The following is a 25,672-nucleotide window of genomic DNA, read 5'->3' on the forward strand; positions in this document are numbered from 1 at the left end:
TATTTTTATCCCTAAAACTACAGTTTTATTTTTTTATATTATATGATAAAATATAATTAAAATAATCTAGCTATATAATCTACAATATTTTAATTAACTTATATATTAAATCTATAGAAAGGATAATGTATAATGAGACTTTATCTGTTTTCGTTATACAAGGTGATAATATGAAAAATATCTTAATAGGGGTAACTGGAGGTATATCCGCTTATAAATCTGCTAATATTATTTCTAAATTAAAGAAAAAAGGATATAATATAAAAGTTATAATGACAAAAAATGCTACTGAAATAATAACTCCTTTAACTCTTGAAACATTAGCAAGAGATAGAGTTGTTATCGATATGTGGGAAAAAAAATCTAATTATGATGTAGAACACATTTCTCTTGCCGAATGGGCTGATCTTATACTTGTTGCTCCTGCTACATATAATATAATAGGAAAAATAGCAAATGGAATAGCTGATGATATGCTTTCGACTGTAATTTCAGCTGCAAAAGCACCTATATATTTTGCTATTGCAATGAATGTAAATATGTATGAAAATCCAATTTTACATGAAAATATAAGCAAATTAAAAAACTATGGTTATAACTTTATTGATTCTGATGAAGGTTTTTTAGCTTGCAATACTACTGGAAAAGGTAGATTAAGAAATGAAGATGAAATAATTAAAATAGTTGAAACTCATTTTAATTATAAAATACTTTCTGGAAAAAAGATACTTATTACCGCTGGTAGAACAGAAGAAAAAATTGATCCTATTAGATATTTATCAAATAAATCAAGTGGTAAAATGGGATATTCTATTGCAAAATATGCAAAGGAACTTGGCGCTGAAGTAATTCTTATTGCTGGACCAAATTCTCAAGAAGATATAAAAGGAATTACTACAATAAAAGTAAATACTGCTCTTCAAATGTATGAAAAAGTATTCGAATATTATAGCAATGTCGATACTGTATTTGCTGTTGCAGCTGTTGCAGATTATAGAGCAAAAGATATTTCTAAAAATAAAATAAAAAAAAATGATGAAAATCTTGTAATTGAATTAGTTAGAAATCCAGATATTTTATTTGAAATGGGTAAACAAAAAGAAAATCAATTATTAATAGGATTTTGTGCTGAAAGCGAAAATTTAATTGAAAATGCTTATAAAAAATTAGAAAAGAAAAACCTTGATTACATTATAGCTAATCATACAACTTATTTTTCTAGTAATAAAAATAAAGTCGTACTAATTGATAAAAATAAAAACAATATTGAGTTTGATGAAGCAAATAAAGAAGAAATTGCAAAAAAATTATTAAATAAAATTTTTAATATTTAGATTTGAGGTAAACAATGTTTAAAAAAGGTGATATTTTTATATACTCTTTTATAATTTTATTTTTTTCTTTTTTAATAACTACAACTTTAAAAATACCAAATTATAAAGCTGAAAAAATAGAAATATATGTAAATAATCAATTAAAATATACTTATAAACTAACAAAAGAACAAAAAATATTTAAAATCCCTACTGATATTGGTGGTGTTAAAGTAGAAATAGTTGATAATAAAGTACGAGTTTTAACTTCAAATTCACCTAAAAAGCTCGTTGTAAAACAAGGATTTATAAGTAAAGCTGGAGAAACATTAATTGGTATTCCCGATAAGTTACTTATTAAAATAACTGGTGAAAGAAAAGATGTTGATTATATTTTACAATAAAATTATAAAAAATATAAGATGAAAATTACATAACTATTAGGAGGAAAATATATGAACTTTAATCAATTATTAAAAGAAAGACGTACAATAAGAGAGTTTGATAAAGAATATTATATAAAAGATGAAGAATTAAAAGAAATTTTAGAAGCAGCAACATTAGCTCCCTCTTGGGCAAATTCTCAAACTTGGAGATTTATTATTTTAAGAGATAAAAATATTATAAGCCAAATAGCTGACACATTTTCTCCAAATAATCCAGCGATAAAATGCACAAAAGATTCAAACTTAGTTTTAGTAGCATGTTTTGAAAAAAATATAGCAGGTATATCTAGAAGAAATGAAATAAATTATAATATTCAAAGTGAATGGGCTATGTTTGATTTAGGATTATCTTGTGAAAATATCTCTTTAAAAATACATGATATGGGACTTGGAAGTGTAATTATAGGAGCTTATGATTATAATAAAGCTAGAGAAATACTAAACATTCCTGAAAACATAGAATTGTGTGCTTTTATTAGTGTAGGTAAACCTATTAAAAAAACTAGGATTATGCCAAAACGAAAAAATATTAACGAAATAATAATAAAAACTCTTTAATTATACCATAAAATATGGTATAATTATACATATATTCTTTACTAAAAAAGTAAATAATTTATCCTGTTAAAAGTGGTGATCAAAATGAAAATAGCGTTTTTTGATACAAAAAAATATGATAAAAAATATTTTGATAAATACAATTCAACACATATAATAAAATATTTTGAAATGAAATTAAATATTGATTCTGTTACTCTTGCAAAAGGATATGATGCTGTTTGTGTATTTGTAAACGATGAAATAACTAAAGAAGTTTTAGAAAAATTAAAAGAGTTTAATATAAATATTGTAGCTCTTAGATGTGCTGGTTTTAATAATGTTAATTTAAAAATAGCTAAAGCTTTAGATATAAAAATTGTTAGAGTTCCTGCTTATTCGCCCTATGCAGTAGCTGAACATACTATTGCTCTTATACTTACTCTAAATAGAAAAATACATAAATCTTATCTGCGTACAAGAGAGGCTAATTTTACTCTTTCTGGTCTTACTGGTTTTGATTTAAATGGTAAAACTGCTGGAATAATAGGAACAGGAAAAATTGCATTAATTGTAATTAAAATCTTAAAAGGTTTTGGAATGAAAGTTCTCGCATACGATCCATATCCAAATCAAGAAAAATCTAAAGAGTTAGATTTTGAATATACAACACTAAATAACTTATATAAAAACTCAAATATTATTTCTCTACATTGTCCACTTACGAAAGATACAAAATATATTATAAATAAAAATAGTATCGATAAAATGAAAGACGGAGTAATGATAGTAAATACTGGTAGAGGTGCTTTAATTAATACTCAAGATTTAATCAATGGCTTAAAAAGTCAAAAAATAGGATATGCTGCTCTTGATGTATACGAAGAAGAAGGAGATTATTTTTTTGAAGATTATTCTGATACTATTATATCTGATGATATTTTAGCTAGACTTCTTTCATTCAACAATGTATTAGTTACCTCACATCAAGCTTTTCTTACAGAAGAAGCTTTATCTAATATAGCTGAAACAACATTAAAAAATTTCTTTGAATTTGAAAATGATTTATCTCTTACAAACGAAGTTATTTTATAAAATAAAAATATTATAAAATCCTAGGCAAATACTATATTTAGTACTTGTCTAGGATCTTTTTGTTACTTAAAATTCCATTTCCCTATTAACGAGGGCTTTTGTAAAGAATTTTCTAAAATATTTAAGTATTCTAATCTATTTATTTCTATAACCCCCATACTTTCTAAATAATCATTTTGTACTTGGCAATCAATTATATCAAAATTTAATTCTTCAAGATTTTTAGCTAAATTAATAAAAGCTACTTTTGACGCATTTTTCTTAATAGAAAACATTGATTCACCAAAAAATATTTTTCCTAATGATTCTCCGTAGAGTCCACCTATTAGATTATTTTCTTCATCCCATACTTCAACAGAATGAGCTATTCCTAAATTAAATAATTTTATATAAGCTTCTTTTATCTCTTTTGTAATCCAGGTTTCTTTTCTAGTAGCACCACATAATGAAATAACTTTTTCAAAACAGGTATCATAAGTTATTCTATATATTTCTTTTTTTAAAAATTTTTTCATAGACTTAGATATATGTATGTCTTTAGGGTATAAAATAGCTCTTTTAGCTGGTGACCACCATAATATAGGTTCATTTTCATTATACCAAGGAAAAATACCTGTAGTATAAGCATTAATAAGTCTTTCTACAGATAAATCTCCTCCTATTGCTATTATTCCTGTTTCATCTGCTAGATTTGGATTTGGAAAATATTTTATATCCTTACTTAATGTATAAATAGCCATTTATATCCTCTCTATTTTTTTATTTTAAAATTAAGTTTATCATTTTCAATATTTATATAAATATTTTGATTTTCCCTTATTTCATTAAATAAAATCTTCTCTACTAACCAATCTTTTATATCTTTATCTATATATCTAATAATTTCTCTAGCACCATATTTTGTATTTAAAGCTTTATTAGATATATGCTCAAAGGTTTCTTCTGATAACTCTATTTTTATTTTTTTATCCGCTAATTTTTTATTTAATTTATCTATCTCTTTTTTAGTTACAAGTATCGCCATATCTTTATTTAAATCATTAAATAAAACTATACTTGACAGTCTATTTCTAAATTCAGGTGAAAAAACTTTATTTATTGCTTTTGAAACAGATGTTTCACCCATAGTTTTTTGGCCAAATCCTACTAAATTTTTGCTCATATCACTAGCGCCTGCATTTGATGTCATTATTAATATTACATTTTTAAAATCAGCTTTTCTTCCATTATTTTCAGTTAATGTCGCATAATCCATTATTTGAAGTAATACATTATATATATCAAAATGCGCTTTTTCTATTTCATCTAATAAAAGAACACAATGTGGATTTTTCTTAATTGCATCTATTAATTGTCCTCCTTCTTCATATCCTACATATCCAGGTGGTGTCCCTATAAGCTTTGCTACACTATGTTTTTCTTGATATTCACTCATATCAAACCGAACAAGTGGTATTTGCATTGTATTTGCTAGTTGTTTAGCCAATTCTGTTTTACCTACTCCTGTATTTCCCACAAATAAAAATGATGCTATTGGTTTATTTTCATCATTAAATCCTACTCTTGATCTTCTTATAGCTTTTACTATTTCTGTTATAGCTTGCTCTTGTCCAAATATTGATTTTTCAAGTTCTTTGTCAAGTGTTCTTAATCTATCTACTTCATTTTCTTCTATTTTTTCTTTAGGTACTCTAGCAAGTTTTGATATTATTTTTTCTATATGTTCTTCTGTTATAGTTATCTTTCTGTTATTTTTTATTCTATAAAATGCAGCTGTTTCATCAATTATATCTATTGCTTTATCTGGCAAATGTCTATCTTGGATATATTTATTTGACAAAGTACATGCTGCTTCTATAGCTTTATCAGTATATTTCACATTATGATATTTTTCATATTTTGATTTTATTCCCATAAGTATTTTTATACTATCTTCTACGCTTGGTTCTTCTACTACAATAGTTTGAAATCTTCTAGCAAAAGCTTTATTTTTTTCAATAAATTTTTTATATTCATCAAAAGTAGTTGAACCAATAAATCTAATATTACTAGAAGTAAGATATGGTTTTAATATGTTTGAAGCATCAAGAGCTGTATTCGTTCCTGCCCCCGCCCCCATTAAAGTATGTATTTCATCTATATATACAATTGGTTTTTCTTCTGTTGATAATTCAAGTAAAATATTCTTTAATCTTTCTTCAAAATCACCTCTATATTTTGTACCTGCTAAAATTGTAGCTATATCAATAGAATATATATTTGTATCTTTTAAATTTTTGGGAACTTTATTTTTAGCTATAAGCTGAGCTAAACCTTCTGTTATCGCTGTTTTCCCTACTCCACTTTCTCCTATATGAAGTGGATTATTTTTAGTTCTTCTTAATAATACTTGCATTGTTCTTTCTAATATTTCTTCACGCCCAATTAAAGGATCTAATTTTTTTTCTTTTGCTAATTCTGTAAGATTTGTTGCGTAAGTTTCTAAATAATTTATATCTTCATCAAATTCATCTTCGCCAAATTCATCTTCATCATAATCTATTGACTTTTCATTATCTATTGAGGTAATATAATTTAAAATATCTATTCTTTTTAGCCCTTGTTTTTTTAAAAAATAACTTATATGTGATTCTTCTTCATCATACATAGATAAAAATATATCATAATATGTAACTATGTCTTTCCCAGCGCTAGCTTTTTGAAGTGTAGCTTTACTTATAATATTATCTAATAAAATAGAATTTATAGGTCCATTTTCTGATTTATAGGTATTTTCATTTAGGTATTTTTCTAAATCTAATTTTAATTCTTGGATATTTACTCCTAAATCCATTAATAATTTTCTCATATTTTTATAGTTTAATGCTGTATACATTACATATTCTGGTGTTAAATATTCATATTTTTCTTCTTCTGCCATTAAATATGACTTACTTAATATTTCATTTGCATATTTATCTAATCTCATTATTTATCCTCCTTTTCTATATCTACCCTTAGAGGAAATCCATTTTGTTTTGCTAGTTTTTTAGTAACACTTACTTTTGTTATTGCTATATCATAGGTATATTTCCCTATAATAGCTTTTCCTTGGTTATGAACTAAAAGCATTAAGTTATTGGCTTCATCTAAACTTTTATGAAAGACTCTCATAAGTATCTCCACTACAAATTCCATCGTAGTATAATCATCATTAAAAAATATTACATTATACATATTAGGTTCTTTAAATTTTATATTATTTTTTTCAATTATTTTCTCTTTTAAACTCATTTTTTCCCTCTCTTTTTATATTTCCAGTTCTTAGTACGTTTAAAGCTAATGCAATTATCATATACATTGTTAAAGTCGAACTTCCTCCATAACTTAAAAATGGTAAAGGAATTCCTGTTGTAGGAAAAAGTCCTGTTACTACGTATAAATTTAAAATAACTTGTGATATTATCATATTTGCTATTCCAAAAACCAAATATTTCCCAAACATATTTTTACTCCTAAATGATATAAGTAGTAAAAAATAATAGAGTACTATATAACTTATTATTATTATTGTAGAAATTAAAAATCCCATCTCTTCACTAATAGTAGCAAAAATAAAATCTGTATGGATTTCAGGTACATAATTATATTTTTGTATCCCATTTCCATAACCTCTACCTAAAAAACCTCCGCTAGCTATGCCGTATATAGATTGAGTTACTTGATCATCCTTATCATATTTATTATGAAAAAGTCTTTCTACATATGAATTTATTCTACGAAATTTATAATCATTATGATTTGAGGTTTTATAAATATATACCCCTCCTAATAATATTGCTCCTATATAAAATATTAAAATAAATGTTTTAAATCCTTTTTTTATCTTTGATATTAAAAACATAGAAAGAAAAATTAAGCTATAATGAATAACCGTTCCTAAATCTTTTTCAAGTAATACTAAAGCTGGAATAATAAAAATTATTATAAAATTATTAATAATTTTTTTTTCTATTAAATCTATAAAACTAATTTGTTTATTATATTTTTCAATTTTTGAAAATATTTTTGCTAATAAGATAATAAAAGTTATTTTTGCAAACTCAGAAGGTTGAATCTTAAATCCTAACGGTATGTCTAACCAACGTTTTGCTCCATTTACTTCTCTACCAAACAATACCCATATTAATAAAATATTTGTAAATAAATAAATAGTAAAAACAATATAAGAATTTTCTAACTTTTTATATGGGGCAATAAAAACTATTAAAAAAACAATTCCTAAACTTAATATTAAAAATATTAGTTGTTTAAAAGCTAATTTAAACCCTATTAAGCTTTTTTCATTTAATACATTATTTAAATTTGAGCTAGCAATATTTATTACACTAAATATAGAAAGTAATATAACAATCGATATAATTACTATAAATATTGCATAATTTGGAATACTTGTTGAAAGTTGATTTTTTTTATCCATATTTCCCCTCACTACTTTTATTTATAGATATTATATCAAAAAAATAACATAATTTATATAATTTAAATTATTTTTTTATACTTAAATTAACAAAACCCAATTTCTAAATAATTTAAATATTTTAGAAATTAGGTTTTATCTTCTATAAATCTTTAATTTTTTAAATTTAATATATCTTTTACTACTTCCGAAGCTATAATAAGTCCGGCCACTGACGGACTAAATGAGATACTTCCTGGTATTTGTCTTTTATTTTTACAATTTATTTCTGTATTAGTGAGACATACACAATTTTCCTTACACGATGTTACTGATATTTGAGGTTTTATTGGTATTTCTTTAGAATAAATAACTTTTAATTTTTTTATTCCTCGTTTTTTTAGCTCTCTTCTCATTACTTTAGCTAATGGACAAACAGATGTTTTATAAATATCTGTTACTTCAAACATAGTTGGATTTATTTTATTCCCTGTTCCCATTGAGCTAATAATAGGTATATTTTCTTTTTTACATTTTTCTACTAATAATAGTTTTGAAGTTACCATATCTATTGCATCTACAACATAATCGAATTTTTCTTTAAAAATTTCATCCTCTGTTTCTTTATTATATAAAATTTTTAATGCCTTTACATTAGCTTTTGGATTTATGTCCAATATTCTTTCTTTCATTATATTTACTTTTAATTTGCCAATTGTTTTAGTAGTCGCATGAATTTGTCTATTAATATTAGTTATACATATATCATCATAGTCAATTAAAGTGAAATTTTCAATTCCTGCTCTGGCTAATGCTTCAACAACAAATGATCCTACTCCACCTATACCAAATATTGCTATATGTTTATTATTTAAAATTTCTAAATTTTTACTTCCAATAATTAATTCCGTTCTGGAAAATCTATGTTGCATTTTGCCTCCTAATTTTATCAGTTTTTATATTTTTAATTATAAAAAATTTTACTCACTATAAAAATAACATCTTATTTTACTATATTTTACATATAAATTCAATAGTAAAATAGTAAATAATATTTTTTTGACATTTTTATATTTTTTTGTATTTGTTTTAAAATTTAAACTTATTTTTTTGATTTTTGATTTTTTTTGTGTTATTCTTATTTTAGAATGAATATTTCTTGACAAATCCAAAGAAATTTGATATCCTTAATTTAACAAAATTATCCTAATGAGATAATACTATTTTAAGAATTTAAAGGAGGACATATTTATGATATTAATTATTAGCTTACCTATTCTTTTATCATTTGTCATAGTCTTATTACTAAATAAAGAAGCTAATAATAATATTAATAAATTGTCGTTGTTTTTATAATACGTTTACGTATTTTAATACAGAATATTTTATATTTTAATATATAAAAACAGCTGACATTTATCAGCTGTTTTTTTTACAAGGGGGAATTTTTATGAGAAGCGATAATATGACAAAAGGTTTGAAAAGAACACCACATTTATCATTATTAAAAGCACTTGGTTTGACTGACGAAGAAATAGGAAAACCAATTATAGGAATAGCTGGTTCTTTTAATGAAATAGTTCCTGGGCATATGCATTTAAGAACTCTTATTGATGCTGTAAAAGCTGGAGTAAGAATGGCTGGTGGAATACCTTTAGAATTTAATACTATTGCAATATGCGATGGTTTAGCTATGAATCACGAAGGAATGAAATATTCTTTAATAACTAGAAGTCTTATAGCTGATTCAATAGAGGCTACTACTATGGCTACTCCATTTGATGCAATGGTCTTTATACCAAGTTGTGATAAAAGTGTACCCGGAATGCTTATGGCTGCAGGAAGACTTAATTTACCTTCTATATTCTTAAGTGGTGGACCTATGCTTGCTGGAAAATTTAGAAATAAAAAAATAGGTCTTAGTAATGTATTTGAGTATGTAGGTGAGTATGAAAAAGGGACTATATCAGAATGTGAACTTAAAGAGGTAGAAAATACAGCTTGTCCTACTTGTGGTTCTTGTTCTGGAATGTATACTGCAAATACAATGAATTGTATGACAGAAGCATTAGGAATAGGACTTCCTGGAAATGGAACAATTCCTGCTGTATACTCTGAAAGAATTAGACTTGCTAAATTAGCAGGAATGCAAATAGTAAAATTATATAATGAAGATATAAAAGCTAGAGATATTTTAACTAAAGAAGCATTTTTAAATGCTGTTGCTGTTGATATGGCATTAGGAGGTTCTAGTAATACTGCTCTTCATATACCAGCTGTTGCTCATGATGCAGGTGTTGATTTAACTTTAGATGATTTTAACAAAATTGCAGAAAAAATAGCTCAAATATGTAAGCTTTCTCCTTCTGGAAATTATTTTATAGAAGATTTAAATGAAGCTGGAGGAATTCCTGCAGTAATGAAAGTATTACATGAAAATAATTTATTAGAAGAAGCTAAGAGTGTTGCATTAAAATCACAAAAAGAAATAGCTGAAAAAGCTGTTATAAAAGATAATGATGTAATAAGAAGTTTTGATAATGCCTATAATAAACGTGGTGGGTTAGCTGTATTAAAAGGTAATATAGCTAAAAATGGTTCTATTGTAAAAGCTGCCGGAGTAAAACCAGAAATGATGGTGCATGAAGGGCCTGCTAGAGTTTTTAACTCAGAAGAAGAAACAGTAGATGCTATTTATAGTGGAAAAATTAAAGCCGGCGATGTTGTAGTTATAAAATATGAAGGACCTAAAGGTGGTCCTGGTATGAGAGAAATGCTTGCTCCTACAGCTGCTATTGCAGGAATGGGACTAGATGGAAGTGTCGCTTTAATTACTGATGGTAGATTTAGCGGTGCCACTAGAGGAGCTTCTATAGGACATATTTCACCGGAAGCCGCAGAAGGAGGAGAGATTGCAATAATTCAAGAAGGAGATATAATCACTATAGATATACCTAATCGAACTCTTAATGTAAAACTTAGTGATGAAGAAATAGAAAATAGAATGAAAAATTTAAAAAAAGTAACAAAAAATGTAAAGGGATTATGTCTAAAAAAATTTGCTCAAAATGTAAGTTCGGCACATAAAGGAGCTATTGAGGAATTATAATTTAAATAAAATAGAAATTTAAGAAGAAAGGTCTGGTAAAATGTTTACTTTAAAGGATTTTACTTTAGCTGAAAATAGACTAAAAAATATAATAAAAGAAACTAGACTAATTTATAGTCCTGCTTTTAGTGAAGAGAGTCAAAATGAAATATTTATAAAACCTGAAAATCTTCAAAAAACAGGTGCTTTTAAAATAAGAGGAGCCTATAATAAAATTGCATTATTATCAGATGAAGAGAAAAAAAGAGGTCTTATAGCTTCATCTGCAGGAAATCATGCTCAAGGAGTTGCTTTTGCTGCACAGCAACTTGGAGTCCCTGCTACTATAGTAATGCCAAAAACAACTCCTCTTATAAAAATAGAAGCTACAAAAAAGTATGGTGCAAAAGTTGTGCTTGCAGGTGATGTCTATGATGAAGCTTATGAAGAAGCAATGAGATTACAAAAAGAAAATAATTATACTTTTATTCATCCATTTAATGATAAAGATATAATAATAGGTCAAGGTACAATAGGATTAGAGATATTTAAAGAACTTCCAGATACAGATGTAGTTTTAGTTCCTGTTGGTGGCGGTGGTCTTATTGCAGGAGTTGCTGCCGCTATAAAACTTGTAAATCCACATATAAAAATTGTTGGAGTAGAACCAGAAGGTGCCGCTAGTATGTTAGAATCATTTAAAAATGATAAAATAACTAAACTAGAAAATACTCACACAATAGCAGATGGAACTGCTGTAAAAGAAGTAGGAGAGTTAACATTTAATCTTTGTAAAAAATATGTTGATGAAATAATTACAGTATCAGATTATGAATTAATGGAAGCTTTTTTAATTCTTGTAGAAAAACATAAAATAATAGCAGAAAATTCTGGTTTATTATCATTAGCTGGAATAAAAAGATTAAATGTAAAAAATAAAAAGATTGTTTGTGTAGTAAGTGGGGGAAACATTGATGTTCTTACTATATCATCTCTTATAACAAAAGGTTTAGTATCTAGAGGAAGAATTTTTAGATTTTCTATAACATTAAATGATAGACCTGGAGAGCTTTTATTAGTTTCAGATATTCTTGCTAAACAAAATGCTAATGTTATAAAATTAGACCATAATCAATTTAAAAATTTAGATAGATTTACTCATGTAGAATTGGAAGTAACAGTTGAAACTAATGGTGAAAGACATATACAAGAGATAATTAAAGCTTTTGCAAAGAAAGGATATAGTATAAACAAAGTAGAGTAAGGAGGTATATTATGAAGAAAATAAATGGAGCCAGAATCATATTAGAAGGATTAAAAAGGCAAGGTGTAGATACAATATTTGGATATCCAGGAGGTAAAGTTATTCCTTTATATAATGAGCTTTATGATTTCTCTGGGATCAATCATATATTAACAAGACACGAACAAGGAGCTGCACATGCTGCTGATGGATATGCCAGAGTTACAGGAAAAGTTGGAGTATGTGTATCAACATCTGGACCAGGAGCAACAAATCTAGTGACAGGTATAATGACCGCATATATGGATTCTATTCCTATGGTTGCAATTACTGGACAAGTAGCAACTTATGAAATAGGAAAAGATGCATTTCAAGAATCAGATATTACTGGGATTACAATGCCTGTTACAAAACACAATTATTTAGTTAAAGATGTAAAAGATTTACCTAGAATTATAAAAGAAGCATTTTATATAGCTAGCACTGGAAGACCAGGGCCTGTGCTTATCGATATACCTTCAAATATTCAACAAGCTGAAATAAATTTTGAAGAATTTGAAATATTACATAATGAACCTATTAGGTTGGATAGCTATAATCCTAATTATGAAGGTCATCCAAAACAAATTAAAAGTGCAATTAGAATGATTAATCAATCAAAAAGACCAGTTATTTTAGCTGGAGCTGGAATAATAAAATCAAAAGCTTCAAAAGAATTTATTAAATTTGTCGAAAGAACTAATATTCCTGTAGGAGTTACTCTTCTTGGACTAGGTTCTATTCCCACAGCACATGATTTATGTTTAGGTATGCTTGGAATGCATGGAACTTATGCAGCTAATTATTCAGTATTTGAATCTGATTTAGTTATTGCTATTGGTATGAGATTTGATGATAGAGTTACGGGTAATTTAGAAACTTTTGCAAAAAATGCTAAAGTAATACATATAGATATTGACCCTGCTGAAATAGGTAAAAATAAAAAAGCAGATATTCCTATTGTCGGTGATGTAAAAAGAGTTCTTGTTAAATTTTTAGAAAAAATGCCTCAAAGAGAAAAAACAGAATGGAATGAAACTGTAACTAAATGGAAAAATGAAAATCCTTTAGTTTATAAAAATTCTAATGAAGAAATCAAACCTCAATATCTAATAGAAAAAATAAGTGAATTAACAAATGGTGAAGCAATAATTGTAACTGATGTTGGTCAGCACCAAATGTGGACTGCTCAATATTACAAATTTAAAAATCCTGATTCACATTGTACATCTGGGGGAGCTGGAACAATGGGATATGCACTTCCTGCAGCTCTTGGAGCAAAAGTTGGACTTCCAAATAAACCAGTGATAGCAATTGTCGGTGATGGTGGAATTCAAATGACTTCGCAAGAATTAATGACTTTAGCTCATTTTAATATTCCTGTTAAAGTAGTTATTGTTAACAACTCTTATTTAGGAATGGTAAGACAATGGCAAGAAATTTTTTATTCTAATAGATACTCTCAAGTAGATTTAGAAATAAGTCCTGATTTTGTAAAATTAGCTGAAGCATATAGTTTAAAAGGAGTAAGAATTGAAACCCCTTCTGAATTAGATGAAAAATTAAATGATTTACTTACATCTAATGAACCTGTTGTTATTGATGTAAAAGTTTCAAAAGAAGAAAATGTATTGCCTATGGTTCCAGCAGGTGGCGATTCTCATAAAATGCTTGGAATAAAGGGGGAATTATAATGAGACATGTAATTTCAGTTATTGTAGAAAACAAACCCGGTGTTCTTACTAGAATATCTGCATTATTTAGTAGACGAGGATTTAATATAGAGAGTTTAACTGTTGGACATACTGAAAATCCAAAATTATCAAGAATGACTATAGTTGTTGAAGGTGATACTGATATATTAGAACAAATTGAAAAACAGTTATATAAACTTATAGATACATTAAAAGTAATAGATTTACCAAAAGATACTTCTGTTAATAGAGAACTTGTACTTATAAAAGTAATAGCTGACAAAAAAAATCGTTCAGAAATTATTCAATTTACTGATATTTATAGAGGTAAAATAGTTGATGTTGGAGAAAATACTCTAACTATAGAAATTACTGGTGATGATGGAAAATTAGAAGCATTTATATCTATGATGAGTAAATTTGGAATAAAAGAATTAGTTAGAACAGGTAAAATAGCTCTTCATAGGGGAGAAAAAACTGTAATGTAAAATGTAACAAAAATAAATTTATAATTAAAATTTATATATATTAAAAATAAAATAGGAGGAAATCAATATGGCAAATATTTATTATGAAAAAGATTGTAATTTTGATTTATTAAAAGACAAAAAAATAGCAGTAGTAGGATATGGAAGTCAAGGTCATGCTCATGCACAAAACCTACATGATAGTGGAGCAAATGTAACAGTAGGACTTAGAAAAGGAAGCTCTTCTTGGGCACAAGTAGAAAAAGATGGATTAAAAGTTGATACTATAGAAAATGCTGTAAAAAATGCTGATGTAGTAATGATACTAATTCCTGATGAAGTACAAAAAGATACTTATGAAAAATCGATAGCTCCTAATCTTAAAAAAGGAGTTTATTTAGGATTTGGACATGGCTTAAACATTCATTATGGATTAATTGTACCACCTACAGATGCAAATGTATTTATGACAGCACCAAAAGGCCCTGGACATATGGTAAGAAGAACATTTACTGAAGGAAGTGGAGTACCATGTTTGGTAGCTGTATACCAAGACGTTGCTGGCGATACAAAAGATATAGCTATGGCTTGGGCATATGGTGTAGGAGGTGCTAGAACTGGAATATTAGAAACTACATTTAAACAAGAAACAGAAACTGATTTATTTGGTGAACAAGCTGTTCTTTGTGGTGGAGTAACAGAACTTATGAAAGTTGGATTTGAAACTTTAGTAGAAGCTGGTTATGATCCAATGAATGCATATTTTGAATGTGTACATGAAATGAAGCTTATAGTTGATTTAATATATGAAAAAGGATTTGAAGGTATGAGATATTCTATATCAAATACTGCTGAATATGGAGATTATATAACTGGTCCTAAAATAATTACTGCTGAAACTAAAGAAGCTATGAAAGGTGTTCTTGCTGATATTCAATCTGGTAAATTTACTAAAGATTTTATGGATGATTATAATAATGGACAAAAATTCCTTAAATCAAAAAGAGCTAGTGAAGCTGAACATCAAGTAGAAGTAGTAGGTAAAAAGCTTAGATCTATGATGGATTTTGGATTTAAAAAATAATTTTTATATAAAAAAGAAGCTAAAATTAGCTTCTTTTTTTAATTCTATAATAAATTTAATATTTAAAGAAATTTAGATCTGTTTTTAATTTTTCTAAAAGTTCATCTAGAGATTCAAGTAATTCTTGATTTTCTTTTATATGTTCTGTTACTGTTTCTGAAATATCTTTAGTTTCGATACTCAATGATTCTATTTCTGTTGAACTATCAGTAATATTACTTATCGCTGTTGTTATTTCTTTTGCTGCATGTGCTTGTTCTTCTATTGAATTACTTACATCTTCTATTTGAATAGCATTTTGATTATTATGCTCTATTATTATATCCATATTTTCTTTTGCACTATTTGTCATTTTTAATCCTTCTTCTACTTTTTCTTTTACTTCTGTAGCACTAATTTTTACATCTTCTACTTCTAGTTGAATTGTTTTTATTAGATTATCTATTTCATTTGTTTCTTTGTTTGTTTGTTCTGCTAATTTTCTTATCTCTTCTGCTACCACACTAAATCCTCTTCCTGCTTCTCCTGCTCTTGCTGCTTCTATTGCTGCATTTAGTGCAAGTAAATTAGTTTGCTCTGCTATTGCATTTATTGCTACTGTTATATCCCCTATTTTATTTGATAAATCTTTTAGTTTATCTATATCTTTATTTGTTTGTTCTGTACTAATATTTATATTTTTCATATTTTCAGTAAGTTTATTCATATCAACTGCACTATTTTTAGCTATTTCTAAAGTTTTATTAAATGAATTATTTACAACTTTGATATTTTCGTTTGCATTATCACTTGTTGCGCTTATTTCCTGAAGTGCTGCTAAACTTTCTTCTGAAGAAGCTGTTTGATTTCGTACATTATCCAATACAGTTTCAATTGCATTATTCAACTGCATTATTCCTTTATCTATAGAATTTTTTAATTCTGTATATGATGGACTATTTTCACCATTTATTAAATTATCCATTGATTTATTAATCATTATATTTACTGATACAATATTTTTTGCTATATCATTTATTTGAGAAATAGTTGATTTTAATTTATTTGTAAAATTATTAAAATCTTTTGTAAGTTCTGCTATTTCATCTTTTGTTGATACTTTTAAATTAGAATTCAAATCCCCTTCAGATAATTTTTTAAATTCGGCTATCATCATTTTTATAGGTTTTGAAATAGAATTTCCTATAATTTTAGAAAGAATTAATCCTAAAACAATAACTACTATTACTACTTTTAATAATAATTTTTGAAGATTTAATAATGTTTCTAACATCTCATTAACTTCTGGTGCTCCCCCAAGTATCCATCCATTTTTTAATACTTTGTAGATAAATAATTTATCTTTCCCTTGAAATTTATATCTAAATATTCCTGATGTTTTACCACTATCTATCATCTCTTTTTTAAATAAGTCTCCCAACTCTTGACCAGCATCATAAATACTTTTTAATTTTTCATTTGGATGATAAAGTAAATTTAAGTTCTGATCCATTAAAACTACATACCCTGTTTTAAAAAGTTTTACCTTTTTCAACTCTTCTTGTAAATGATTTAAATAAAACTCACTTCCTACTACGCCTATTACTTTCCCATTTTTTTCAAATTTTTTACCATAACTTACAAGTATTGTTCCTTTTCCCCATGGATCCCATTTATATGGTTTTGACCAGTTACTTCCATTTTGTAATGGTTTTACCCACCAGTCATCTTTTTCGCTACTGCTGCCTATTACATTCCATTTTGCATTTCTTATCATCTTTCCATCTTTTTCTCTTACTGATATATGCATAATAGATTTAGTTACATTAGTATTTCCTTGAAACCAAACATTTTTATCTGCTGATAAACGTCCTATTCCATAAAACATATTTAAAATACTATTTTCATAATTATCTGTATACTCTTGGCTTTCTTGTATTTTATCTAAATCTATTGTATTTTCAAGTATATTTATTGCATTATCTACTGTCATCATTGTAGTATGAATTTGGGTATTCATATCATTTGCTATGCCTGCCAATATTCCCATAACTATATTCTCTGCATCTTTTTGTATATCTTTACTTGTATAAATAAGAATATTTCCTAATATTAAAATAGTTGTAACCAATACAGTTCCAACAATACTAAGTCCAATTTTATTACTTATTTTCATATAAATCCCTCCTAAATTTAATTCTCTTAAAAAGAGTATACTGACTTTACATTTAATTTCCTTTTAAAAAGATGAAAAATTTTATAAAAATATTTTATAATATTAAAAAAAGCAAAATATTTTTATTAAATAGTCAAATATGACATTTTTCATGTTTTTATATAAAAAAAAGAACTATAATATAAATAAAAACTATGAGGTGATATTATGAATGATGTAATCAAAATAATAAAAAACAAAAATTTATCATTTGAACAAAAAGTAATAGAACTTGCAAGATATGCAGAAAATAGTATAGCTCCTATCGAGTTATCAAATGAAACAAAAGAGATGATTGATAAAGGAATAATTTGTGATTTATTTGAGGGGAATGCACCTTATAGACCAAGATATATTATAGTTGATTTTAATAAATTTATGAAAAAAGGTTCAACATTTTTAGAACTTTCTCCGCCTAAAACTTTATTAGAAGCAGTCAATAATTTACTTATTTTTTATAAACATATACCTTCTATTACTACAATGCCAGTATATATAGGAAATATTGATTATATTTTAGAACCCTTTATAAAAGGTGATGAAGACTATGAAGTAATAAAATTATTTTTAAACCATATAGATAAAACAATAACTGATTCTTTTTGTCATGCAAATATTGGACCTAAATATACAAAAGCTGGTGAATTAATTTTAAAAGCTTCAAAAGAATTACAAAATCCCACACCAAATATTACTTTAAAATATGATGAAAATATAACTCCAATAGAATTTGCAAAATTAGCAATAGAAACTTCTTTAATTACAGCAAAACCAAGTTTTGCAAATGATAAAATTTTTAGAGCAGATTTTAATGGTGATTATGCAATAGCTAGTTGTTATAATGGACTTAAGATCGGCGGTGGTAGTCATACTCTAGTAAGAAGTAGACTTTTTAGATTGGCTAAAGAATCAAAAAATATTGATGATTTTTTAAATAATCAACTTGTTAAATTAGTTAATAACATGACTGATTATATGGATAAAAGAATTAAATTTATTGTAGAAGAAAGCGGATTTTTCGAATCAAATTTTTTAGTAAAAGAAGAATTTATTAAAATAGATAATTTTACTGCAATGTTTGGAATAGTCGGTCTTGCTGAAGCAGTTAATTATTTATTAAAATTAGAAGGTAAAAAAGATAGATTTGGACATAGTAAAATTGCTAATGAATTGGGATATAAAATTATAGAAACTATTGATAATTTAGTAAAAAAACATAAAGGTATTTATTGTAATTTTAGTAATAATAAATATTTGTTACACGCACAAGTAGGAATTGATAGTGATACTGATTGTACCCCTGGATGTAGAATTCCTATAGGAGAAGAACCCGAAATATTTGAGCATATTATTCAATCAGCACCATTTCATAAATTTTTCCCTTCAGGTATAGGTGATGTATTTAGATTTGATAAAACTACTAGAAATAATTTGGAATCTATACTTGATATAATAAAAGGTGGATTTAAACAAGGACTTAGATATATCTCTTTTTATGAAGATAATGCAGATGTAGTAAGAATTACAGGCTATTTAGTAAAAAGAAGTGAAATAGAAAAATTGGATAATAATCAAGTTGTCCTACGAGATACTACTGTTCTTGGAAAAGGTGCCCGAGATAATATGAAAGTACTTGAAAGAAAGTTAAGGAAATAATGGTGACTTATGGATAATAAAGTTTTGATAAATAAAATAATCCCTTTTTCTTCTGTTGATGGACCCGGCAACAGAACAGCTATTTTTTTACAAGGTTGTAACTTTAATTGTAAATATTGTCATAATCCAGAAACTATAAACATATGCAATAATTGTGGTGAATGTGTTAAATTTTGTAAATTTAATGCTTTAAAATTAAAAAATAATAAAATTAATTACAATCAAAATAATTGTGTAAATTGTGATGAATGTATAAAACATTGTAAATATAATAGTTCTCCAAAAGTAATAGAATATACTGTATCTACTTTAGTAAATGAAATTTTAAAATACAAAAATTTTATTAGAGGAATTACTTTTAGTGGCGGTGAATGTAGTATAAATCATTTATTTATCACTCAATTTGCTAAAGAGATTAAACAATATAATTTGGATGTATATGTAGACACTAATGGTTATATTGACTTTACTAGTTTGAACGATTTTGTTAATATTGTAGATAAATTTATGCTTGATGTAAAGGCATTTGATAGAAACATTCATAAAAAATTAACAGGAAAAACAAATGAAACAGTCTTAAAAAATTTGAAATTTTTAATAAAAAATAATAAAATATATGAAATAAGAACCGTACTAATTAAAGAAATAGATTATTTTGATACTATTAATTATGTAGTACCTTTGATCAAAGATACTAATATTAGATATAAATTAATAAAATATAGAAAATACGGTGTTCGCAAAAAATATAAAAATTTATCAGCTATTTCTGATGACGAAATTAAAAAAATTATACAATTATTTCCAAAATATTTTAATTTTATTACTGTATAAAAAAATACCCTTAAATTGAGGGTATTTTTATTTTATATACTTTTCAACTCTAATTTTTTTACAAATCTTTCTATTCTGTCTATTGCTTCTTTTATTAACTCTATCTCTGTAGCATAAGAACATCTAATATATCCTTTAAATTTATCTCCAAAAGCACTTCCTGGAACAACTGCTACATTTTCTTCTTCTAAAAGTTTTATTGCAAAATCTTCATCACTTAATCCATATTTTTCAATATTTGGGAAAATATACATTGCACCTTTTGGTTCTATTACATCAAATCCTATATCTTTAAATCCGTGATAAATAAGCCTTCTCCTTCTAGAAAAAGAGTCTTTCATTTTTTTTACTTCTTTATTACAATTTCTAAGTCCTTCTATTGCACCATATTGGCTAAATATTGGTGCACAAAGAATTGCATATTGATGTATTTTAATGATTTGAGTTACAAGCCACTCCGGTCCACATAAGTATCCTATACGCCATCCAGTCATAGCAAATGCTTTTGAAAAGCCATTTAAATAAATAGTTTGTTCTTTCATACCTTCAAATGAAGCAATTGAGAAATGTTCTCCATCATAACTAAGTTCTGAATAAATCTCATCACTTATTACCCAAATTTGATGTTTTTTTATAACTTTTGCAATAGCCTCCAATTCCTCTTTTGACATTATTGCCCCTGTAGGATTATTTGGATAACATAAAATAATAGCTTTTGTTTTAGATGTAATCTTTTTTTCAAGCTCTTCTGGTGTTATTTTAAAATTTGTTTTAGATGTATCTATTTCTACTGCAACTCCATTCATAAACTCTACCATTGGCCTATATGGCACATAGACAGGCTCTGGAACTATTATTTCATCACCTGGATTAATAATAGCTCTAAGTGCTAAATCTATTCCCTCGCTTCCTCCTACTGTAGCAATTATCTCTTTTTCATTATACTGTAAATTGTATTTTTTTAAATAATTTGCAACTTCTAATCGAAATTCTAAAAGTCCATAATTTGATGTATAATGAGTGTGTCCTTTTTTCATATGATAATAAGCACTGTCAATAATACTCCATGGTGTTATAAAATCAGGTTCTCCAACTCCCAAAGAAATTACATCTTTTTTTGTTTGTACTAAATCAAAAAATCTTCTTATTCCAGAAGGTTTTAATTTTTTTAAATTATTAGATATCTTATCTTTCATTTCATTATTCATTATGGCATCACAGCCAATCTATTATCTACTTTTTCTTTATCTTCCATTACTACATCATTTTCTTTATATTTTTTTAACATAAAATGAGTAGCTGTACTATTGATATAATCAAGTGTTGATAATTTTTCTGATACAAATAATGCAACCTCTTTTAATGATTGGCCTTCTATAACAATTAAAAAATCAAAGCCTCCTGACATTAAAAATAATGATTTAACTTGTGGAAATTTGTATATTCTTTCAGCAATTGCATCAAACCCCATTTCTCTTTCAGGGGATACTTTTACTTCTATAAAAGCTTGAACTTTTTCATCTTCCCATTTTTCTTCATTTATTATAGTTGTATATTTTAATATTATATTATCTTTTTCAAGTTGTTTTATTTTTTCTTTTACTTCTTCTTCTGATATTCCTAACATAATTGCTATATCTTTTGGAGTTGCTCTTGAATCCTCTTTTAATATTTCTATTATTTTTTCCATACCTGCTCCGTTGCCAAAACCTTATAAACTTTATAAAATCTATTTAACCCTTATCCATGTATCCCATTTTTCAAATAGCTTAATTTTAGATACAAGAAATTTAATTCCATAAAACTTATATTTCAGTTGTCTTTTAGACACATGCAACCCTTTCTGTGCTATAGATTTGGATAAATCAAAAATTGTTTAACTACTCTTAAAGTTTGATTTTCACAATCTTAATAGTTGCTTAATATAAATGATTATTCCTAATATTAGATAATTTCCTATAAAATAATCTAATGTATTTTTCAGGTTTTATAATGTTATTGGTTTTGACGAACTTCCTCCCTTCTTTTTATTTATTTTGATTTCTAGATATTTTGCATTACAATCTACGCAATATTTTTTCTAATTTTTTACTAATATTATTTTATTTATATTATTAAAAATCTTCTGTTTTTTAAATATTATCTATTATTTCAATAGCAATTCCATATTTATTATTTTCTATAAGTTCCTAACTAAATCTTATTAATCCATATTTATATAAAATTAATATTTTGTTAGCTATTATTTTACATTCTATTTTCATAATAAAAACATTTATATAAACCTAATTGTATAATACAATAATTTAGTTGTCAATTAATTTTTGTTTTATATTTTTTTTGATAAAATTAATGCTTCCATTTAAATAATAAACCCTATTCTCCAACATTTAGAAAATAGGGTTTATTATAAATATTATTTATCATTTACACCTTTAATTGCAGTATCTATTTTATTTACTGCTTTATCAATATTTGTTTTTGCTCCCTCTAACGAATTTATAGCTTCTTTTAAGGCAATATTATCTTTTTCTATTTTTTCTTTTTCTATTTTTACTTTTTCTACTGCAACTTCTTTATTTTTTATATTTTTATTAGCTATTTCAAGATCATATTTCACAGCTGATAAATCTTCTTTTAAAGCTTCGTTCTCTTCTTTTAATGCATTATAATTAACTTTTGTTGATTCTAATTCTTCCATAGTTGTTTTTAATTTTAATTCAACATCTGTAAGATTTTTTTCGGCTAGTTCTAATTTTTTTTGAGTTTCTGATAATTTTTCTTGAACTGCATTGTCTACTTCTGGAGTAGCTTTATTCGAACAAGCAGTTACTAATAATAATAATCCAAATATCAAAATTTTAAGTTTCTTCATTCATTTCCTCCCTTATATTTATATTGATAATTTTTTATTAATTATAGTATACAAAAAATACCTTTTGTTTTCAAGGTATTTTTAAATCTCAATTTTTTTTAGTAATTTAAAAACAATATTTTACTATACTTTTAAAGAAAATTTAAAATAAATATTTTGCGATTTCAAATATATCTGGATCAATAGATTTTCCTACCATAGTCTTCTCCATTATTTCTAATGCTTTTTTAAATGTAAGTGGTTTTCTATAAGGTCTATTCGATGTAAGGGCATCTAAAATATCTGCAAATGTTATAATTCTAGTTTCTGTTGGAATATCTTTTGCTAAAAGTCCAAATGGATATCCTTTTCCATCTAGTCTTTCATGATGTAATGCTCCATAACTAATATTTTTTAATTGTGGAGAATCTTGAAGAATTTTATATGAATATAGTGCATGATCCTTTATTTTTTCAAATTCATAATTAGTTAATTTGTCAGGTTTATCCAAAATACCTACATCTACAACAAGCTTTCCGATATCATGTAAATAAGCTGCATATCTAATTTCTGAAAGTTTTTCTTTATCATATCCCATTTCTTTTCCTAATACATAACTATATGTAGCAACTCTTTTAGTATGCCCGCCTGTATACTGGTGTCCACTATCTATAATAGAAGCAATAACTGATAAAAATTGCTCCTCTTCTACATTATCTAATTTTATTTTATAAACATTATTTTTCTTTAAAGTATAAGTAAAGAAATTATCAATATAGTCATTATTATCTAACATAATTTTAACATAATCTTTTTCTACTATTTGTTGTAATCCTTTAATAACTATACTCTCATAACCTACTTCTGGAACTTTATTAGTTGAAATGTATTCATCAATAATTGCTACAATTTGTGATTCTATTGATATATCTGTTTTTTGATAAAACCCTGTCCCATCTATTTTTTCATTACTATCAAGAATAATATCTGCTATTTCATATTGAAGTGGTATAATTTCAGGCATTATACGAATAAGTTCAGCTGAAGCATAATTGGATTTATGATTAATATCAGAATTTCTCATATCACCAATATCTTTTAACATAGCCGCAATTGTTACTGTAAAACTGCTTTCATCGTTTATTAAATCTACTAATTTTTTTACTAAAACAACTCTTCTTTTTAATATTTTATATTTTTCAATATTAGTATATTTCAAAGAATTAAGTACAGCTCCAATTATATCTAAGGTTACTATATCCATAATTTTCTCCTACTTTAAATTCAAATTATAATTTGTTTTATCCATTCCTCTATAATCTTATTATTATTTTCTTTATTTTTTATACAACTTTTTATTCCTAGTGTAGATATTATACTATTTTTATCAATAAATTCCTCAAATTTTTTAAAAGTTTTTCCACTATTCCCATCAAAACAAGCAAAAATATATATTTTTTTATTTTTAAGATTTTCTTGTTCTTTAACTAAAAAACTTCTTATTGCTGGTGTAAAATTCCCTGCCCAAACAGGTGTACCTATTATTATTGTATTATAATTATTAATTGTTTTATTATAATCATTTAACTCAGGCATCTTTTTCATAAACACCTGTGAGCCACCCCAAAAATACTTTAGAAGACCTTTTTCTGTTATATCTTTTTTAGGACTTAACTTAATAATATCAAAATTATTTTTTTCCAATAGTTTATTTACAACATATTCTGTATTTCCATCTAATGAATAATATACAATAAGACCTTTTTTTCCCAAAATAATCCCTCCTATTTTTTTTCAATATGATGTGAAATTCCTGTTTGAAGTAATTCATAAATATGTTCGTCATCTAATGAATAAAATACACTTTTACCTTTTTTATATGATTTTACTATTTTATAGTTTCTAAGTAATCTAAGCTGATGTGAAATAGCTGATTGAGTCATTCCTAAAACTTCTGCTATATCACATACACAAAGTTCAGTATTTAAAAGAGCATAAATAATTTTCAATCTAGTCGGATCCGAAAAAATTTTATAAAAATTAGCTAAATCTATTAATAATTTTTCATTATACATTTTTTCTTTTATATTTTTAATTATATCTTTATGTATATCTTGGCATTCGCAAATCAAACCTTTTTTTTCCATAAAACTCCTTTCATTCTCTCTAATTATATAATACATTTTTTAAGAAAAAAAAGCAAAAAAAAATAAAAAAAGCACTATATAGTGCTTTATAAAAATATTTATTATTATATATGGCTGGGCTGGCTGGATTCGAACCAACGCATGTCAGAGTCAAAGTCTGATGCCTTACCGCTTGGCGACAGCCCATTAATATATTTTTTATGGTGGAGCTAAGCGGGATCGAACCGCTGACCCCCACAGTGCAAGTGTGGTGCTCTCCCAAACTGAGCTATAGCCCCATTAAAAATGGTCGGAATAGCAGGATTCGAACCTGCGGCCCCCTGCTCCCAAGGCAGGTGCGCTACCGGACTGCGCTATATTCCGAACTTACCTTTATTTCTCAAGGCAAGAATAATTATACTATATTAACCATCAATTGTCAATTATTTTTTTGAATATTTTTTACTTTTGAAAATTGCAAGTTTAATTGCACACATCTACCCCTATGCTAATTTAACTAATTTTTCTTCATAAACTTCATTTGGACTTTTAAATCCAAACATT

The 25,672-nt window shown here is 26.1% G+C and carries 23 protein-coding genes and 3 tRNA genes; 11 read left to right on the plus strand and 15 right to left on the minus strand.

Annotation, left to right across the window (positions count from 1 at the left end):
- The first annotated feature begins 170 nt into the window (after positions 1-170).
- The 4 genes from coaBC to EV215_RS09840 all read left to right on the plus strand — a co-directional run bounded on the left by coaBC (position 171) and on the right by EV215_RS09840 (position 3,391).
- Positions 171-1,334, plus strand: coding sequence for a bifunctional phosphopantothenoylcysteine decarboxylase/phosphopantothenate--cysteine ligase CoaBC (gene coaBC / locus EV215_RS09825; RefSeq protein ID WP_134113842.1), 1,164 nt, complete (start codon positions 171-173; stop codon positions 1,332-1,334).
- Positions 1,335-1,348: 14 nt separating this feature from the next.
- Positions 1,349-1,717 (plus strand): NusG domain II-containing protein, encoded by a 369-nt coding sequence (locus EV215_RS09830; protein WP_134113843.1) that lies wholly within the window; start codon positions 1,349-1,351, stop codon positions 1,715-1,717.
- 51 nt (positions 1,718-1,768) lie between these two features.
- The gene (locus EV215_RS09835; protein WP_134113844.1) at positions 1,769-2,317 is read left to right on the plus strand and encodes a nitroreductase family protein; all 549 of its coding nucleotides are present in this window, start codon (positions 1,769-1,771) and stop codon (positions 2,315-2,317) included.
- 84 nt (positions 2,318-2,401) lie between these two features.
- On the plus strand, positions 2,402-3,391 hold the full coding sequence (locus tag EV215_RS09840) for a 2-hydroxyacid dehydrogenase (RefSeq protein ID WP_166667403.1): 990 nt from the start codon (positions 2,402-2,404) through the stop codon (positions 3,389-3,391).
- A gap of 62 nt (positions 3,392-3,453) precedes the next feature.
- On the opposite strand, the gene aat is transcribed toward EV215_RS09840, so the two are convergent.
- The 5 genes from aat to EV215_RS09865 all read right to left on the minus strand — a co-directional run bounded on the left by aat (position 3,454) and on the right by EV215_RS09865 (position 8,761).
- On the minus strand, positions 3,454-4,131 hold the full coding sequence (gene aat / locus EV215_RS09845) for a leucyl/phenylalanyl-tRNA--protein transferase (RefSeq protein WP_134113845.1): 678 nt from the start codon (positions 4,129-4,131) through the stop codon (positions 3,454-3,456).
- 11 nt (positions 4,132-4,142) lie between these two features.
- A complete protein-coding gene (locus tag EV215_RS09850) occupies positions 4,143-6,359 on the minus strand; it encodes an AAA family ATPase (RefSeq protein ID WP_134113846.1) in 2,217 nt (738 codons plus the stop codon).
- On the minus strand, positions 6,359-6,664 hold the full coding sequence (locus EV215_RS09855; protein ID WP_134113847.1) for an ATP-dependent Clp protease adaptor ClpS: 306 nt from the start codon (positions 6,662-6,664) through the stop codon (positions 6,359-6,361). The genes EV215_RS09850 and EV215_RS09855 overlap by 1 nt, the downstream gene beginning before the upstream one ends.
- Positions 6,639-7,850: an FtsW/RodA/SpoVE family cell cycle protein gene (locus tag EV215_RS09860; protein WP_134113848.1), complete on the minus strand. Its 1,212-nt coding sequence runs from the start codon at positions 7,848-7,850 to the stop codon at positions 6,639-6,641. Before EV215_RS09860 ends, EV215_RS09855 begins: the two co-directional genes overlap by 26 nt.
- A gap of 152 nt (positions 7,851-8,002) precedes the next feature.
- Positions 8,003-8,761: a tRNA threonylcarbamoyladenosine dehydratase gene (locus EV215_RS09865; protein WP_134113849.1), complete on the minus strand. Its 759-nt coding sequence runs from the start codon at positions 8,759-8,761 to the stop codon at positions 8,003-8,005.
- 518 nt (positions 8,762-9,279) lie between these two features.
- On the opposite strand from EV215_RS09865, the gene ilvD reads away from it, so the two are divergent.
- The 5 genes from ilvD (at position 9,280) to ilvC (ending at position 15,444) form a co-directional block, all read left to right on the plus strand.
- Positions 9,280-10,938: a dihydroxy-acid dehydratase gene (gene ilvD / locus EV215_RS09870; RefSeq protein WP_134113850.1), complete on the plus strand. Its 1,659-nt coding sequence runs from the start codon at positions 9,280-9,282 to the stop codon at positions 10,936-10,938.
- A gap of 40 nt (positions 10,939-10,978) precedes the next feature.
- Complete coding sequence (gene ilvA / locus EV215_RS09875) at positions 10,979-12,181, plus strand: threonine ammonia-lyase (RefSeq protein WP_134113851.1); 1,203 nt, start codon at positions 10,979-10,981, stop codon at positions 12,179-12,181.
- A gap of 11 nt (positions 12,182-12,192) precedes the next feature.
- Positions 12,193-13,893 carry a biosynthetic-type acetolactate synthase large subunit gene (ilvB, locus tag EV215_RS09880; RefSeq protein WP_134113852.1) on the plus strand — a complete coding sequence of 567 codons (1,701 nt, stop codon included), beginning with the start codon at positions 12,193-12,195 and terminating at the stop codon, positions 13,891-13,893.
- Positions 13,893-14,381 (plus strand): acetolactate synthase small subunit, encoded by a 489-nt coding sequence (gene ilvN / locus EV215_RS09885; RefSeq protein WP_134113853.1) that lies wholly within the window; start codon positions 13,893-13,895, stop codon positions 14,379-14,381. The genes ilvB and ilvN overlap by 1 nt, the downstream gene beginning before the upstream one ends.
- Positions 14,382-14,448: 67 nt before the next feature.
- Positions 14,449-15,444, plus strand: a complete 996-nt coding sequence (gene ilvC, locus EV215_RS09890) for a ketol-acid reductoisomerase (RefSeq protein WP_134113854.1) — start codon at positions 14,449-14,451, stop codon at positions 15,442-15,444.
- Positions 15,445-15,499: 55 nt separating this feature from the next.
- On the opposite strand, the gene EV215_RS09895 is transcribed toward ilvC, so the two are convergent.
- Complete coding sequence (locus EV215_RS09895; protein WP_134113855.1) at positions 15,500-17,599, minus strand: methyl-accepting chemotaxis protein; 2,100 nt, start codon at positions 17,597-17,599, stop codon at positions 15,500-15,502.
- 207 nt (positions 17,600-17,806) lie between these two features.
- On the opposite strand from EV215_RS09895, the gene EV215_RS09900 reads away from it, so the two are divergent.
- Together EV215_RS09900 and EV215_RS09905 are read left to right on the plus strand one after the other, a co-directional pair.
- Complete coding sequence (locus tag EV215_RS09900; RefSeq protein WP_134113856.1) at positions 17,807-19,294, plus strand: YjjI family glycine radical enzyme; 1,488 nt, start codon at positions 17,807-17,809, stop codon at positions 19,292-19,294.
- Between the two features lie 9 nt (positions 19,295-19,303).
- Complete coding sequence (locus EV215_RS09905) at positions 19,304-20,128, plus strand: YjjW family glycine radical enzyme activase (RefSeq protein WP_134113857.1); 825 nt, start codon at positions 19,304-19,306, stop codon at positions 20,126-20,128.
- 32 nt (positions 20,129-20,160) lie between these two features.
- Here EV215_RS09905 and EV215_RS09910 read toward each other — a convergent pair whose 3' ends face one another.
- From EV215_RS09910 to EV215_RS09955, 9 genes are all read right to left on the minus strand, one after another.
- The gene (locus tag EV215_RS09910; protein ID WP_208320370.1) at positions 20,161-21,336 is read right to left on the minus strand and encodes a pyridoxal phosphate-dependent aminotransferase; all 1,176 of its coding nucleotides are present in this window, start codon (positions 21,334-21,336) and stop codon (positions 20,161-20,163) included.
- Entirely contained in the window at positions 21,336-21,818 is a 483-nt protein-coding gene (locus tag EV215_RS09915; protein ID WP_134113858.1) for an Lrp/AsnC family transcriptional regulator, read from the minus strand. Before EV215_RS09915 ends, EV215_RS09910 begins: the two co-directional genes overlap by 1 nt.
- A gap of 726 nt (positions 21,819-22,544) precedes the next feature.
- Positions 22,545-23,003, minus strand: coding sequence for a hypothetical protein (locus tag EV215_RS09925; protein WP_134113859.1), 459 nt, complete (start codon positions 23,001-23,003; stop codon positions 22,545-22,547).
- Between the two features lie 142 nt (positions 23,004-23,145).
- Positions 23,146-24,246, minus strand: coding sequence for an HD-GYP domain-containing protein (locus EV215_RS09930; RefSeq protein WP_134113860.1), 1,101 nt, complete (start codon positions 24,244-24,246; stop codon positions 23,146-23,148).
- A gap of 20 nt (positions 24,247-24,266) precedes the next feature.
- Positions 24,267-24,755, minus strand: coding sequence for a flavodoxin family protein (locus EV215_RS09935; protein WP_166667404.1), 489 nt, complete (start codon positions 24,753-24,755; stop codon positions 24,267-24,269).
- 11 nt (positions 24,756-24,766) lie between these two features.
- The gene (locus EV215_RS09940) at positions 24,767-25,129 is read right to left on the minus strand and encodes an ArsR/SmtB family transcription factor (RefSeq protein ID WP_134113862.1); all 363 of its coding nucleotides are present in this window, start codon (positions 25,127-25,129) and stop codon (positions 24,767-24,769) included.
- A 111-nt stretch (positions 25,130-25,240) separates the two neighbouring features.
- Positions 25,241-25,315: transfer RNA gene (locus tag EV215_RS09945), tRNA-Gln, on the minus strand.
- A 15-nt stretch (positions 25,316-25,330) separates the two neighbouring features.
- Positions 25,331-25,407, minus strand: a tRNA-Ala gene (locus tag EV215_RS09950).
- Between the two features lie 8 nt (positions 25,408-25,415).
- Positions 25,416-25,492: transfer RNA gene (locus EV215_RS09955), tRNA-Pro, on the minus strand.
- Between the last annotated feature and the right edge of the window lie 180 nt (positions 25,493-25,672).

This window comes from Hypnocyclicus thermotrophus (assembly GCF_004365575.1).
In the GTDB taxonomy this organism is placed as follows: Bacteria; Fusobacteriota; Fusobacteriia; order Fusobacteriales; family Fusobacteriaceae; genus Hypnocyclicus; species Hypnocyclicus thermotrophus.